The sequence below is a fragment of the Nonomuraea sp. NPDC049486 genome, assembly GCF_040676925.1.
In the GTDB taxonomy this organism is placed as follows: Bacteria; Actinomycetota; Actinomycetes; order Streptosporangiales; family Streptosporangiaceae; genus Nonomuraea; species Nonomuraea ferruginea.
Genome location: NZ_JBFAPV010000010.1, coordinates 45,699 through 59,614 on the forward strand (window position 1 = coordinate 45,699; position 13,916 = coordinate 59,614).

At 70.7% G+C, this 13,916-nt stretch carries 11 protein-coding genes and 1 pseudogene; 11 read left to right on the forward strand and 1 reads right to left on the reverse strand.

Annotation, left to right across the window (positions count from 1 at the left end):
• Positions 1-107: 107 nt before the first annotated feature.
• The 8 genes and pseudogenes from AB0K05_RS27220 to AB0K05_RS27255 all read left to right on the forward strand — a co-directional run bounded on the left by AB0K05_RS27220 (position 108) and on the right by AB0K05_RS27255 (position 10,405).
• Positions 108-1,403, forward strand: coding sequence for a 4Fe-4S binding protein (locus tag AB0K05_RS27220; RefSeq protein ID WP_364232724.1), 1,296 nt, complete (start codon positions 108-110; stop codon positions 1,401-1,403).
• Positions 1,403-2,179 carry an NADH-quinone oxidoreductase subunit J gene (locus AB0K05_RS27225; protein ID WP_364232726.1) on the forward strand — a complete coding sequence of 259 codons (777 nt, stop codon included), beginning with the start codon at positions 1,403-1,405 and terminating at the stop codon, positions 2,177-2,179. Before AB0K05_RS27220 ends, AB0K05_RS27225 begins: the two co-directional genes overlap by 1 nt.
• Positions 2,179-2,481 (forward strand): annotated as a pseudogene (gene nuoK, locus AB0K05_RS27230) (NADH-quinone oxidoreductase subunit NuoK); the annotation flags it as partial. The gene AB0K05_RS27225 and the pseudogene nuoK, both read left to right, overlap by 1 nt.
• A gap of 284 nt (positions 2,482-2,765) precedes the next feature.
• Positions 2,766-4,640 (forward strand): NADH-quinone oxidoreductase subunit L, encoded by a 1,875-nt coding sequence (locus tag AB0K05_RS27235; protein WP_364232728.1) that lies wholly within the window; start codon positions 2,766-2,768, stop codon positions 4,638-4,640.
• A complete protein-coding gene (locus tag AB0K05_RS27240) occupies positions 4,637-6,373 on the forward strand; it encodes an NADH-quinone oxidoreductase subunit M (protein WP_364232731.1) in 1,737 nt (578 codons plus the stop codon). The genes AB0K05_RS27235 and AB0K05_RS27240 overlap by 4 nt, the downstream gene beginning before the upstream one ends.
• Entirely contained in the window at positions 6,370-7,926 is a 1,557-nt protein-coding gene (locus AB0K05_RS27245; protein ID WP_364232733.1) for an NADH-quinone oxidoreductase subunit N, read from the forward strand. Before AB0K05_RS27240 ends, AB0K05_RS27245 begins: the two co-directional genes overlap by 4 nt.
• Positions 7,927-8,031: 105 nt before the next feature.
• Positions 8,032-8,883, forward strand: a complete 852-nt coding sequence (gene htpX / locus AB0K05_RS27250; protein ID WP_148036488.1) for a zinc metalloprotease HtpX — start codon at positions 8,032-8,034, stop codon at positions 8,881-8,883.
• 28 nt (positions 8,884-8,911) lie between these two features.
• A complete protein-coding gene (locus tag AB0K05_RS27255) occupies positions 8,912-10,405 on the forward strand; it encodes a hypothetical protein (protein WP_271278329.1) in 1,494 nt (497 codons plus the stop codon).
• Here AB0K05_RS27255 and AB0K05_RS27260 read toward each other — a convergent pair.
• A complete protein-coding gene (locus AB0K05_RS27260; protein ID WP_246640505.1) occupies positions 10,380-10,844 on the reverse strand; it encodes an NUDIX domain-containing protein in 465 nt (154 codons plus the stop codon). The two genes, AB0K05_RS27255 and AB0K05_RS27260, sit on opposite strands and share 26 nt — an antisense overlap.
• A gap of 214 nt (positions 10,845-11,058) precedes the next feature.
• Here AB0K05_RS27260 and AB0K05_RS27265 point away from each other — a divergent pair, with 214 nt between their 5' ends.
• The 3 genes from AB0K05_RS27265 to pstA are packed head-to-tail and all read left to right on the forward strand — an operon-like array spanning position 11,059 to position 13,886.
• A complete protein-coding gene (locus tag AB0K05_RS27265; protein ID WP_271278330.1) occupies positions 11,059-12,057 on the forward strand; it encodes a PstS family phosphate ABC transporter substrate-binding protein in 999 nt (332 codons plus the stop codon).
• A complete protein-coding gene (pstC, locus tag AB0K05_RS27270; RefSeq protein WP_148036492.1) occupies positions 12,058-12,996 on the forward strand; it encodes a phosphate ABC transporter permease subunit PstC in 939 nt (312 codons plus the stop codon).
• On the forward strand, positions 12,996-13,886 hold the full coding sequence (pstA, locus tag AB0K05_RS27275; protein WP_148036493.1) for a phosphate ABC transporter permease PstA: 891 nt from the start codon (positions 12,996-12,998) through the stop codon (positions 13,884-13,886). Before pstC ends, pstA begins: the two co-directional genes overlap by 1 nt.
• Positions 13,887-13,916 lie beyond the last annotated feature (30 nt).

The window sequence follows — 13,916 nt, forward strand, 5'->3', positions numbered from 1 at the left end:
ACAGGCTGGCGCATTCACGCGCGAGGCCAAGTGCGTCATGATGTTGAGCCATGGCACGGATACCAGGCGTAGGGCTGGCGAGAGGGTTGACCATCACCCTCCGCCGCATGCTGCGCAAATCCGTGACCCAGCAGTATCCAGAGGTGAAACCCGATCTGCCGCCCCGCAGTCGCGGCGTCATAGCCCTGGTCGAGGAGAACTGCACCTCCTGCATGCTGTGTGCCCGGGAGTGCCCCGACTGGTGCATCTACATCGACTCGCACAAGGAGACCATCCCCGCGCCCGAAGGCGGCCGGCCCCGCCAGCGAAACGTGCTCGACCGGTTCGCGATCGACTTCGCCCTGTGCATGTACTGCGGCATCTGCATCGAGGTGTGCCCGTTCGACGCGCTGTTCTGGTCGCCGGAGTTCGAGTACGCCGAGGGCGACATCCGCAACCTTCTCCATGAGAAGGACAAACTGGCCACCTGGGTTCCCACGGTCCCGCCGCCACCGCCCCACGACTCCGGCGCCGACCTGCCCAAGGAGCTCTCGGCCGCGCCCCGCCGCCCCGCCCGCGCCAGAGGCGCCGAACCGGCCGCGCCCTCCCGTCCCCCTCGTGCGTCCACAGGTCAGGCGGAAACCCCGCGCAAGCCGGCTGCCCGCACGACACCGACGGAAGCCCTTCCGGCGGCGGAAGCACCGCCCACGGAAAGGTCCCACGGGGAAGGGCCTCACGGGGAAGGGCGTCACGGGGAAGGGCGTCACGCAGAAGGGCTCCACGCGGAAGGCGCGCCTGGGACAGAAGGCACGCCGCTGACAGAAGGCCCGACGCAGACCGAAGGCGCGGACGCCTCGCCCGGCGCAGGTTTCGCGCCTCCGGCGACTTCCACGACGGACCACGGCAACAGGCCTTCCGCCACATCTGGCGCGCCCACCGAGACACCGTCGGCGGGTGGAGGCCCGACGCCATCCACAGCCGGAGAGTCCGACCAGACGTCGTCCACAGCCGAGGCGTCCGGGCAGCCGTCGTCCCTAGCGGGAGATTCCGGGCAGCCGTCGTCCCTAGCGGGAGATTCCGGGCAGCCGTCGTCCACGGTCGAGGAGTCTGGTCAAGCGTCGTCCCAGGCGGGAGAGTCCGACCAGGCGTCGTCCACAGCCGGAGAGCCTGACCAGGCGTCGTCCACAGAGGGGACGCCTGGACGCGAGCCGTCCACGGACGGGACGCCTGGACCGGAGTTGTCCACAGGCAGGCAGTCGGGGGAGGAGTTGTCCACAGGCTCGGCGCGATCGCAACCGGAGCCTGCCTCGGGGGAGCAAACTTCAGGCGCGAGACCGCGAAGGCGGAGGATGGCCGATCCTCGTTCCATCCGCCCGCCCGGTCGGCTCGGCCCGGAAGAGCCCAAGGAGCGCGAGGAGGAATAGTGACCGAGGCGGTGCCCTCCTATCTGTCACCCACAGGACAAGAGATCGTCTTCTTGCTGCTGGGGGCAGTGGCGGTAGGTTCGGCGCTGCTCGTCGTCACGACGAAACAACTCGTCCACGCGGCCCTGTGGCTGGTGGTCGCGTTCGGCGCGCTGGCGGGCTGCTACCTGGTGCTCACCGCCGAGTTCGTGGCGTGGGTGCAGGTGCTCATCTACGTGGGCGCCGTGATCGTGCTGCTGCTGTTCGGCATCATGCTGACCCGGGCCCCGGTCGGCCGCTCCACCGATCTCGACAGCGGCAACCGGGTTGCAGCGGCCGTGGTGGCGCTGGCGACGGCAGGCGTCCTGGTGACGGTGGTGATCGACGGCTTCCGCACCGCCTACGCGCCGCTGACCCCAGGCGCGGGCGCGGCGAGTGAGCTGGGGGCGAGCATCTTCAGCACGTGGGTGCTCCCGTTCGAGGCCCTGTCCGTGCTGCTGCTCGCCGCCCTGATCGGCGCCATCGTCCTGTCCCGCACCGACATCCACGGCGGCACTCCCGAACCCACCGACGCAGGGGATCCGACTCGTCCAGACGCCCGAGGAGGCGCGCCTAGCTTGCCCGGGCCTGCCCAGGATGACCCAGGTCGTGCGACCGCCCGCGGCGGCGCATCCGACACGTCCTCCTCCAGCGTGTCCGCACCCGAGGAGCCTCCGACCGTCGCCGACCCTGTGGACGATCCATCCCGTACGGGGACGTCCGGCGGTTCACCGCCCGATCAGACCGGGGGTCATTAGTGCACATCGTCTACCCGGCGGTTGTCGCCGCGCTCCTGTTCTCCATCGGCGTCTACGGCGTGCTCGCCCGCCGCAACACGATCCTCGTGCTGATGTCGGTCGAGCTGATGCTCAACGCCGTCAACCTCAACCTCGTCGCGTTCGACGTGTGGCTGGGGGACAGGCTCCACAGCGGCCAGGTTCTGACCCTGTTCGTGATCGTCATCGCCGCTGCCGAGGTGGGGGTCGGCCTGGCGATCGTCCTGGCCCTGTTCCGCAACCGCAAGACGGTCGACATCGACCACCTCCGCGACCTGGCCGAGCCCGCCGACGCACCCGAAGACGAGACGAGAAACACCGACCCGCACGCCCGCATACCCGCCTACGCTGTGCCCGCCCTCGCCGGCGTCGCACCGCCCCGAAGTCCATCACGGAGTGCCGGCACCAGCAGCGCCCCCGACGCGAGCACGCCCGTGGGCCGAGGCGAGGGGCAGCCCGCTGAGGACGACTCGTCCACCCCGGAAGGGCAGTCCGATGAGGACGCCTCGTCCACCTCAGAGGGGCCGTCCGCTGAGGATGGGCGACATGTCAGGCGAGGGGGCGGGTCGTGACGAACTTTCCGCTGCTGACCGTGCTCCTGCCGTTCGCGGCCGCCGCCGCGGGTCTGTTGCTCTCCCGGCGTGGACGTGCGGAGGGCGCGAACACCAGGGCCGCCTGGATCGCGGTGATCCCGACAGCCGGCGCCGCCGTGCTCGCCGTCTGGCTGGCCTGGGGTCAGGGGTTCGCGTTCCTGGAGGGCGGGCCGCGGCCGGCGCCGGTGGGCGCCACCTACGGCACCATCGTGACCGGCAGCGTCCCGATCTCGCTCACCCTGCAGGCCGACGACCTGTCCGCCCTGCTCGGCGTGCTGGTCACGCTCGTGGCGCTGGCCGTCCAGGTCTACTCGATCGGATACCTCAGAGACGACCCCCGCTACCCGTCCTACAGCGCCTTCATCAGCCTGTTCACCGCGGCCATGCTGCTCGTGGTGTACGCGGGCGACCTCCTGGTCCTCTACGTGGGCTGGGAGATCATGGGCCTCTGCTCCTACCTGCTCATCGGCCACTGGTGGGAAGACCTGGGCAACTCCCGCGCCGCCATCAAGGCGTTCCTGGTGACCCGGCTGGGCGACGTCGGCTTCCTGTTCGGCATCTTCGTGCTGGGCATCGGCGCGGGCAGCTTCCGCATCGCCGACGTGCTCGCCGCCGTGCCCCAGATGTCCTCGGGCACGCTGGTGGCCGCCACGCTGCTGCTGCTCGCCGGGGTCGCGGGCAAGAGCGCGCAGGTGCCGCTGCACACCTGGCTGCCCGACGCGATGGCGGGCCCGACGCCGATCAGCGCGCTGATCCACGCCGCGACCATGGTCGCCGCAGGCATCTTCATCGTCGCCCGGCTGTTCCCCGCCTTCACCGCCGCGGGGCCCACGATGGACGTGCTCGCGGTCATGGCCGCGCTCGGCATGCTCGGGGCCGCTCTGGCCGCGCTCGCCCAGGACGACCTGAAACGTGTCCTGGCGTACTCGACGGTCAGTCAGCTCGCCTACATGGCGGGCGGCCTCGCCGCGGGGTCCGACACGGCCGCGATCTTCCATCTGGTCACGCACGGCGCGTTCAAGGCGCTGCTGTTCCTCTGCGCCGGCCTGGTGATCCACCACGTCGGCGCCAACCTGATGAGCCAGATGGGCGGGCTCCGGCGCGACCTGCCCGTCACGTTCGCCGCGACCACGGTGGGCTTCGCCGCCCTCATGGGTCTGCCTCCGTCCAGCGGCTTCTTCAGCAAGGACGCGCTGCTCGTGGCCATGGAGGGCGCGCTGGCGGGCGGTCTCACGGACGCCGCCGCCCTCCTTCTGTACGGGTGCGCGCTCGCGACCGTCGCGGTCACCGGCGCGTACGCCACCAGAGCCTGGCTGCGCACGTTCTTCGGCCCGCCGCGGACGGTCGCGCTGCCGGAGCCGGAGCCCGGCACCGCGCACGTCATCGACACCCGCGAGGGCCCCCGCACCATGCTGGTGCCGGTCGCGCTCCTCGCGGTCCCGGCCCTGTTGCTCGGGTTCGCCGCCGAGCCGCATCTCGACCTGCCGGTCGCGGTCGTCAGCGTGGCCCTCGCGCTGCTCGGCGCGGGCGTGGTGTACGTCGCCTGGCGCGCCGATCCGCTGGCCGACCCGGCGCGGCTGCTGGGGGTGCTGCGGGTGCCGTGTGAGCGGGCGTTCTACGTCGACGGCCTCTACTCGGCGGTCGTGGTCAGACCTGTGCTGGCCCTGGCCAGAGGGGTTCTGCGGACCGACGACGTGGTGGTCGACGGGGCGGTGCGCGGCTCGGGCCGTGCCGCGCGCGGGCTCTCCGGCCTGCTGCGACTAGCCCAGAACGGCAACGTCCAGCTCTACCTGAGCGGCCTGCTGGCGGGGGTCCTCCTGATCGCGGTGGGGGCGGTGGTGTTCGCATGAGCGGATGGCTTTCCGTCGGGATGGTCGCGGTGCCGCTGCTGGGGGCGCTGCTGCTTCTGGTCGCGGGCGACGCGTTGCGTCCGGTGCTGCGCGTGTACGGCATGGCGGTGTCCGGTGTGACGCTGGGCCTGGCCGTGGTGATGGTCGCCATGTTCGACTACGGGCAGGCGGCGCGGCCGCAGTTCACCGTGGACGTGGCGTGGATTCCCGGGCTCGACCTCCGCTTCCAGCTCGGCGTGGACGGCATCTCGCTGCCGTTGGTCGCGCTGACGGCCTTGCTGACGTTCCTCTGTTTCGCCTATCTGGGCTGGGGCGGTGGCGCCGGGCCGGGCCAGCTCCTGCGTCCCAGGGCGGGCGGTGCGCGGCCGAGGGCGCTGGTGTTCACGCTGCTGGTGCTCGAAGTCGGCATGATCGGCACGTTCCTCGCCCTCGACCTGCTGCTGTTCTTCGTGTTCTTCGAGATCGTGCTCGTGCCGATGTACTTCCTGATCGCCATCTGGGGCGGCGAGAGGCGCAGGGCGGCGGCGATCAAGTTCATCCTCTACACGCTGCTCGGGTCCGTCGTGATGCTTCTCGGCCTGCTGCTCATCTGGGCGCAGGCGGGCACGCTCGACATCGTCGCCCTGGCCCAGGGCCACGGGGCGGGCATGAGCCGGGCGGTGCAGGTGGTGGCGTTCGTGGCGGTGGGGCTCGGGCTCGCGGTCAAGACGCCGATGTGGCCGCTGCACACCTGGCTGCCCGACGCCCACACCGAGGCGCCCACGGTCGGGTCCGTTCTGCTGGCCGGGGTGCTGCTGAAGATGGGCACCTACGGCTTCGCCAGGATCGCGATCCCGGTCCTGCCCGAGGGCGCGGCGGCCGTCGCGCCGTGGCTGGGGGCGCTCGCCGTGGTCGGCATCGTCTACGGCGCCCTGGCCTGCCTGGCGCAGCGCGACCTGAAGCGGATGATCGCCTACTCGTCGGTGGGTCACATGGGTTTCGTGCTGCTGGGCTTCGCCACCCTCACGCCCACGGGCATCAACGGCGCCCTGTTCGCGAACATCGCCCACGGCCTGATCACCGGCCTGCTGTTCTTCCTGGCCGGGGCGATCAAGGACCGCTACCACACGGCCGACATCCCCTCGCTGGGCGGTGGCATGCTGGCCACGCTGCCGCGTCTGGGCGCGGTCCTCACGTTCGCCGCCATCGCGTCGCTGGGGTTGCCGGGGCTGGCCGGGTTCTGGGGGGAGATGCTGGCGCTGTTCGGCGCCTTCCAACCGGCCGAGTCGCTGCCTCGCGGGCTGTTCCTCACCTTCATGGTCATCGGCGGTCTGGGCGCGGTGCTGACGGCGGCGTACTTCCTGGTCATGCTCTCCCTCGTCACCCACGGCGCCCCCGCGGCCGCCGGCGGGGCGGTGCCGGTCGGCGTGCCGGGGCCGGGCGCCGGGGGCGGAGGGGTCGTCGGCCGGCTGAGCGCGACGCTTCCCGAAGCGCCGGACGAGCGGCCGGTTCATCCGCTTCCGGAAGCGCGAGACGAGCGGCTGGTGCATCCGCTTCCCGAAGCGCCGGACGAGCGGCCGGTTCATGCGTTGCCCGCCGCCGCGGGACCCCCGGGGATGGCCGACATCCGGCGGCACGAGCTCGTCGCCTGGGTGCCGTTGATCGGGCTAATCCTGCTGTTCGGGCTCTGGCCCGGCCTGCTGCTCTCCCTCACCACACCGGCCGTGCAGATCCTGCTGGGAGCCCTGCCATGATCCAGCAGATCGACTACTTCGCGATCGCCGCGCCGCTGACCCTGGCGCTGGTCGCCGGGCTGGTGCTGCTGCTCGACGCCTTCCTGCCCGCCGGGCCGAGGGTCACGGCCGGGCTCGGGGCCGTCACGCTCGGCGGCGTCATGGTGGCGCTGGGCTTCGTGGCGGCGCAGGCGTTCACGGGCCGCACCCTGCCGACGTTCTGCGTGCCCGAGCGGCTCAGTGACGGCGACCCGGGGCTCTGCTCGTTCGTGGTGGACCGGTTCACGCTGGTGATCGCCGGGCTCGTCCTCGTGGCGGCCGTGGTGATCGTGCTGATGTCGATGACCGAGCTGGCCGGCGGCGGCATCCCGGTCGGGGAGTGGTACTTCCTGCTGCTCTGCACGCTGGTCGGCGCGGTGACGCTGCCCGCCGCCCGCGACCTGATCATGCTGGTGGTGGCGCTGGAGCTGGTGTCGCTCCCCGTCTTCGCGCTGACCGCGCTGAAGCGGTACGACGGCCGCGCCTCCGAGGCCGCGGTCAAGCTCTTCGTCGTGTCGGTGGTCTCGACGGCCGTGATGCTGTTCGGGGTGTCCCTGCTGTACGGGGTCGGCGGCACGGTGTTCCTGTCCCGGCTGGCGGAGGTGCTCAGCGGCACGGCCCCGGCTCCCGGCTGGCCGGAGGGCTCGGCGTCGCTCGTGGCGGCGGAGCACGGGCTGCCGGGGGTGGTGACGGTCGGGATCGTGCTCGTCGTGGCGGGCTTCGCCTTCAAGATCGCGGCAGTGCCGTTCCACGCCTGGGCCGCCGACGTCTACCAGGGCGCGCCCATCCCGGTGGCGGCGCTGCTCTCGGTGATCTCCAAGGCGGCCGGGTTCGCCGGGCTCATCCTCGTCCTGGTCCTCGCCATGCCCGGGCAGGCGGCCACCTGGACCCCGGTCGTCGCCATCGTCGCGGCGCTCACCATGACGGCGGGCAACCTGCTGGCGATGCGGCAGCGCTCCGCCGTACGGCTGCTGGCCTGGTCGTCGGTGGCGCAGTCGGGCTACATCCTGGCGCCGCTGGCCGTGGCGTTCCAGGGTTCCGGGGCCCGGAGCTGGGGGGCGAGCGCGGTCGGGGCGTCCGTGGCCTACCTGGTCATCTACGCGGCGATGAACCTGGGCGCGTTCGCGGTGGTCATGCTCGTCTCGCGGACCGCCGCCCGCAACGAGCTGGCCGACTACCGGGGCCTGGTGTTCCGCCGGCCGGCGGCGGGGCTGGCGCTGGCGTTCTGCCTGATCTGCCTGGCCGGGCTGCCGCCGGGGCTGGCGGGGCTGTTCGCCAAGGTGGTGGTGTTCCGGGAGATCGTCCACGGCGGGGCCGCCTGGCTGGCCGTGGTCATGGCGGTCAACACGGTGATCGGGCTCTACTACTACGTCGTCTGGGCGGCCCGGCTGTTCGCCCCCGAGCCGGGCCCGGCGCCCGCCGCGCGCCGGGTGTTCCCGGCGGTGTGGGCGGCGACGGGTCTCGCGGTGGCGGCGGCGGTGCTGTTCTCGGTGGCGCCCCAGCTCGTCCTCGATCTGACCCTTCTGTCGGAGTAGTCCGTACGAATCGTCGCTCTACGCCCAGGCTTGTGCACTGCGGGGAACGTTGGGGCAGGGGATCGTCGTTGTACTGGTTGCACCCGGACCACGAAGGGGGGAACCTTGCACCACAACGGTCTGCGCACCGCGCTCCTGCTCGGGGGCCTGTCCGCGTCGATCATCGCCTTGGGCTGGTGGTTGGGTGGCGGCACCGGTCTGCAGATCGCGTTCCTGCTCGCTCTCGCGACGAACGGCTTCGCCTACTTCTTCTCCGATCGCATCGCGCTGTCGGCGATGCGCGCGCGGCCGGTCAGCGAGGTCGAGCAGCCCACGCTCTTCCGGATCGTGCGCGAGCTCTCCACCGAGGCCCGGCAGCCGATGCCTCGCCTCTACATCTCGCCGACGGTGCAGCCGAACGCGTTCGCCACCGGTCGCAGCCCCCGCCAGGCCGCGGTGTGCGTCACGTACGGGCTGACCCAGCTCCTGAACGAGCGCGAGCTGCGCGGCGTCATCGGGCACGAGCTGTCCCACGTGTACAACCGCGACATCCTCGTCTCCTCGGTGGCCGGGGCGCTCGCCACGATGATCACCTGGATCAGCTACGTGGCGGTGTTCTTCGGCGGGTCCGACGACGACGAGGGCCCCGGCTTCCTGGGGGCGCTGCTCATGATGCTGCTCGGCCCGGTCGCCGCCGGGATGATCCAGATGGCGATCTCCCGTACCCGCGAATACCAGGCGGACGAGTCCGGGGCCATGCTGACCGGTGATCCGCTGGCGCTCGCCTCGGCCCTGCGCAAGATCGAGATGGGCGCGCGGCGGCTGCCGCTGCCGGAGAACAGCCGCCTCACCTCCGCCTCCCACATGATGATCGCCAACCCGTTCAGCGGCGCCGGTCTGGGCCGCCTGTTCTCCACGCACCCGCCCACCTCCGAGCGCGTGGCCAGGCTGGAGCGGATGGCCGGCTACCGGCGCTGACCGGACACGGAAGGGCGAGAATCGACGCATGGCGCGATCTTTACGCTTGACCAAGGCCGAGCGAAGAGTGTGGAACGCCTTCCCGACCGGGGAGATGGTGGAGTTCGCCGACGTCAAGCCGGGCTCGACCCGTACCGCGGGGGTGAACGCGCCCAAGGACGGCGACACGTGGGGGCCCGAGCGCACCGTCCGGGCGGAAGTGATCGCGAAGCTGCTGCTCGGCGCCCGTGAGGCGGGCGCCGGCGCGGTCCCGGCGGTGCGCGTCAGCGGCGCCAGGATCACCGGCGCCCTGCAGATCTTCGGCGGCACGGTCGAGCACGAGCTGGTGCTCAGCGGCTGCCACCTGGAAGGGCCGGTCAGGCTCACGGACTGCCGCACGCGCACCGTACGGCTGACCGACTGCCGGCTGCCGTCGTTCGGCGGCGTCGGCATGCGGGTCGAGGGGCACCTGAGCCTGTCGGGCTCGCACGTCACCGGGCCGGTGCAGGTGATGCGTGCCCAGTTCGCGACCGGCCTGTGGCTCGCCGGCACCAAGGTGGAGCACCCTCACGAGACCGAGCCGGCGCTGCAGGGCACCGCCATGATCGTCGACTCGGTCGCCTACCTCGGCAACGCCGACATCACCGGCATGACGCGGCTGGCCGGCGCCCGGCTGAACGGCGGGCTCTCCCTGACGGGGGCGAAGCTCCGCAACCCGGGCAGGCTCGCGCTCGACGCCGACGGGATGGTCGTCGAGGAAGCGCTGCGGTGCACCGGCGACTTCCTGTCGCTGGGCTGCGTGCGGCTGCGGGGGTCACGGGTGAACGGCCTGCTCGCGATCAGGGGCGTCATCCGCAGCCCCGACACCCCGTACGCGCTGCACGCGAGCCACATGGAGGTCCGCGAGTTCTACCTCAAACCGGACGAGCCGATCGACGGCGTGGTGACGCTGGCCCACTCGACCGTCGGGACGTTGCAGGACTCGCCCGACACCTGGCCGGAGAGGCTGCGCCTGAACGGCCTGACGTACGAGCGGCTGCGCGGCAGCGGCGTCGCCCGGCGGATCGACTGGGTGAGCCGCGACCCGGAAGGATTCCGGCCGCAACCGTACGAACAGCTCGTGGCGTGGTACCGCCGTGACGGCAACGAGGCGCTGGCCCGCCGCGCCCAGCTCGCCAAGCTGCGCAACCGGCGGCGCACGGAAGGGCTGGGCGGCCGGCTGTGGGGGCGGCTGCTCGACTTCACCGTCGGCTACGGTTACCGCCCCTGGCTGGCGGCGGTGTGGTTCGGGATCCTGCTGGTGATCGGCACGGTCGTGTTCGGGCTGAACCCGCCGCGGGCCGTCAAACCGGACGAGGCCCCCGGCTTCGACCCGTTCGCCTACACCTTCGACCTGCTGCTGCCGTGGTCGGCGTTCGGGCAGCGGGACATGTTCGACCCGGCCGGCTGGACGCAGGCTCTCGCGTACGGGCTGGTCGTGGCGGGGTGGATCCTGGCGACGGCGCTGATCGCGGGCGCTACGCGGGTGCTGCGCCCGACGTGATCGCGCGCAGGATCGCCGCCATGTCCGCCGGGAAGATCACCTCGTCGGTCGTCTCCAGCTCCTCGACGCCCCACCAGCGGTGGCCGATCGTGGTGTCCTTCTCGATCTGCTCCATGTGCTCGAACGACACCGCCGCCCGCCCGACGCGCACGGCGAAGAACGTCTGGTCCTGGACGATCGCGTACTGGGCCCAGGAGAACTCGATGGTGCCGGTGCCGTAGGGCCCGGTGAAGGCGTCGGCCGGCGCCCGGATGCCGACCTCCTCGAACAGCTCCCGCGCGGCGGCCTCCCGCAGGCTCTCCTCGCCCTCCACCGCGCCGCCGATCGTGAACCAGAACGGCTGGTCGGGGCGGACCGGGTCGAACCCGTTGAGCAGCAGGACGCGGCCCAGATCGTCGATCGGCAGGGCGCGCGCGGTGTAACGGCGCAGGGGGATCATCGTCACGTCTATGAAGCTTACGCCGGGTCAGGGCCATGAAGGGGCAATGAACCCGGGATGACGCCCAGGTGAGCGTGTATCTCTGGCCAAGGGTTCACGCGCTTCGATACACGCTTTCCGGTTGTGGTCATGGCCTGTTCTCCGTCTGTTCACTTTGGACCGGTTCTATCGAAGTGCATCGACTACGGATCTCATACGGAGAAGGACGCACACCGTGACCAGTGGACAGCGCCGCCTCAGCGCGGCGGCGACGGCCGCCATCGTCGTGGCCCTTTCCGCCGCATGTGGCGGCACCAACACCACTCCGCCCGCCGGTGAAGGAACCGCGAGCGCGAACGCCAGCCAGGCAGCGGGCGGCGAACTGTCCGGCCAGGTCAAGGCGGACGGCTCCAGCACGGTGGCGCCGCTGACCAGCGCGGCGGCCGAGTTCTTCGCCGAGGAGCAGCCCAAGATCAACGTGACCGTCGGCACCTCCGGCACGGGCGGCGGCTTCGAGAAGTTCTGCAACGGCGAGACCGACATCTCCAACGGCTCCCGCCCGATCAAGGACGAGGAGAAGGCCGCCTGCGACGCCAAGGGCGTCAAGTACGCGGAGCTCACGGTCGCCACCGACGCCCTCACCGTCGTGGTGAACAAGGAGAACACCTGGGCGAGCTGCCTCACCACCGACCAGCTCAAGAAGATGTGGGAGCCGGGCGCCGAGGGCAAGATCACCAGCTGGAAGCAGGTCGATGCCAAGTTCCCCGACGAGCCGCTGAAGCTGTTCGGCCCGGGCACCGACTCCGGCACCTTCGACTACTTCACCGACGAGATCAACGGTGAGGAAGGCGCCAGCCGCAAGGACTACAGCCCCAGCGAGGACGACAACATCATCGTCCAGGGCGTCACCGGCACCAAGGGCGGGCTGGGCTACTTCGGCTTCACCTACTTCGAGGAGAACGCCGACAAGCTGAAGGCCGTCGAGATCGACTCCGGCAACGGCTGCGTCGCGCCGAGCTCCGAGAACGCCCAGAACGGCACCTACACCCCGCTGGCCCGGCCGCTGTTCCTCTACCCGTCGGTCGAGTCCGCCAAGCGCCCCGAGGTCGCGGCCTTCCTCGACTTCTACGTCGCCAACATCGCCAAGATCGCGACGGACGCCAAGTACATCCCGCTCAACTCCGAGCAGGAGGCCAAGCTCAAGAGTGACCTCGACACTCTGAAGCAGGGCTAGATGGCCGCGCGACACTCGGCGACCGCGTCAGGGGCACCCTCGTCCCTGGCGCGGTCGCGCCCGCGTTACGGCGAGGCGCTCATCAAGGCGGTCCTCATGCTGGCCGCCCTCGTGTCCATCGCGACCACGATCGGCATCGTGGTGTCGCTGCTGGAGCCGACTCTCCGGTTCTTCACCGAGGTCAGCGCGCTGGAGTTCTTCACCTCCACCAACTGGGGGCCGCTGTTCGAGCCTCCCACCTATGGCGTACTGCCCCTGGTGAGCGCGACGCTCATCACGACGGGGATCGCGGTGGTGGTGGCCGTGCCGCTCGGGCTGGCCGCCGCCATCTACCTGTCCGAGTACGCCAGGCCGCGCGTCAGGAAGTTCTGCAAGCCCGCGCTCGAGGTGCTGGCCGGCATCCCGACCGTGGTCTTCGGGTTCTTCGCGCTGAGCTTCATCACCCCGCTGCTGCGGGGCATCCTGCCGTTCGAGATCGAGATCTTCAACGCGCTGAGCGCGGGACTCGTGGTCGGGTTCATGATCATCCCGATCGTCGCCTCGCTCTCCGAGGACGCGATGGCCGCCGTCCCGGCCGGGCTGCGCGAGGGCTCGTACGCGCTCGGCGCCTCCAAGATGGTCACCTCGCTCCGGGTGGTGCTGCCCGCGGCCTTCTCCGGCATCGTGGCGGCCGTCATCCTCGCGATCTCGCGGGGTGCCGGCGAAACGATGATCGTCTACATGGCGGGTGGCGGTCAGCCGAACTTCACCCTCGACATCGGCAAGGCGATGCAGACCATGGCCGCCTTCATCGCCCAGGCGGGATCGGGTGACGTGCCGGTCGGCACCGTCGACTACAACACGATCTTCGCGGTGGGCTCGCTGCTGTTCGTGATGACGTTCCTGATGAACCTCGTCAGCGCCCGCCTGGTGCGCAAGTTCCGTGAGGTGTACGAATAATGGCCGTCCTCTCCACCCCGCGCTCGGCCGTGCAGCTGGCGGGCAAGGGGCAGCCGGTCCGGGAGCACCTGTTCAGGATCGCCCTGATCTCCAGCCTGGCGATCGCGTTCATCTTCCTGGCCGCGCTGCTCACCTACGTGCTCGTCGAAGGCTGGCCGAGGCTCGACTCCCGCCTGTGGGAGAACATGCCGTCGATCCGCGACCCCGAGATCGCCGGCGCGCAGTCGGCTATCACCGGCACGCTCTGGGTGATCTCGCTGACCGCGCTCTTCACCATTCCCACGGGCATCGCGGCCGCGATCTACCTGGAGGAGTACGCGGACAAGTCCCGCTGGTGGAACCGGGTCATCGAGCTGAACATCCAGAACCTCGCCTCGGTGCCGTCGATCGTCTACGGCATCCTGGGGCTCGGCATCATCGCCCGCGCCCTGGCCCTGGGATTCAGCGTCATCACCGCGTCGATCACGCTGGGCCTGCTGGTGCTCCCCGTCGTGATCATCGCCTCGCGCGAGGCGATCCGCGCGGTCCCGCCGTCCATCCGTGAAGGCTCGCTCGCCCTGGGCGCGACGCAGTGGCAGACGATCTCCCGCCAGGTGCTGCCCGCGGCGATCCCCGGCATCGCCACCGGCTCCATCCTGGCGCTCTCCCGGGCGATCGGCGAGGCGGCCCCGCTGCTGATGCTGGGCGCGGTGTCCTTCATCCGCTTCAACCCGGACGGCGTCTTCGCCAGCTACACGGTCCTGCCGATCCAGATCTTCAACTGGATCTCCCAGTCGCGCGAAGGGTTCCACTACCTGGCCGCCGCGGCGATCGTGATCCTCCTCGCGATCCTGCTGCTGATGAACTCCGCCGCCATCTGGCTTCGTAACCGCTACCAGAAGCGCTGGTGAGGGAAGAAACATGAGCGAGACAGAGACGAC

Excerpts from the sequence above, each read along its gene's own strand:
- AB0K05_RS27220 (WP_364232724.1), top strand. The coding sequence starts at position 108 with ATGCTGCGCAAATCCGTGACCCAGCAGTATCCAGAGGTGAAACCCGAT.
- AB0K05_RS27240 (WP_364232731.1), top strand. The coding sequence starts at position 4,637 with ATGAGCGGATGGCTTTCCGTCGGGATGGTCGCGGTGCCGCTGCTGGGG.
- AB0K05_RS27245 (WP_364232733.1), top strand. The coding sequence starts at position 6,370 with ATGATCCAGCAGATCGACTACTTCGCGATCGCCGCGCCGCTGACCCTG.
- AB0K05_RS27255 (WP_271278329.1), top strand. The coding sequence starts at position 8,912 with ATGGCGCGATCTTTACGCTTGACCAAGGCCGAGCGAAGAGTGTGGAAC.
- AB0K05_RS27260 (WP_246640505.1), bottom strand. The coding sequence starts at position 10,844 with ATGATCCCCCTGCGCCGTTACACCGCGCGCGCCCTGCCGATCGACGAT.
- pstC (WP_148036492.1), top strand. The coding sequence starts at position 12,058 with ATGGCCGCGCGACACTCGGCGACCGCGTCAGGGGCACCCTCGTCCCTG.
- pstA (WP_148036493.1), top strand. The coding sequence starts at position 12,996 with ATGGCCGTCCTCTCCACCCCGCGCTCGGCCGTGCAGCTGGCGGGCAAG.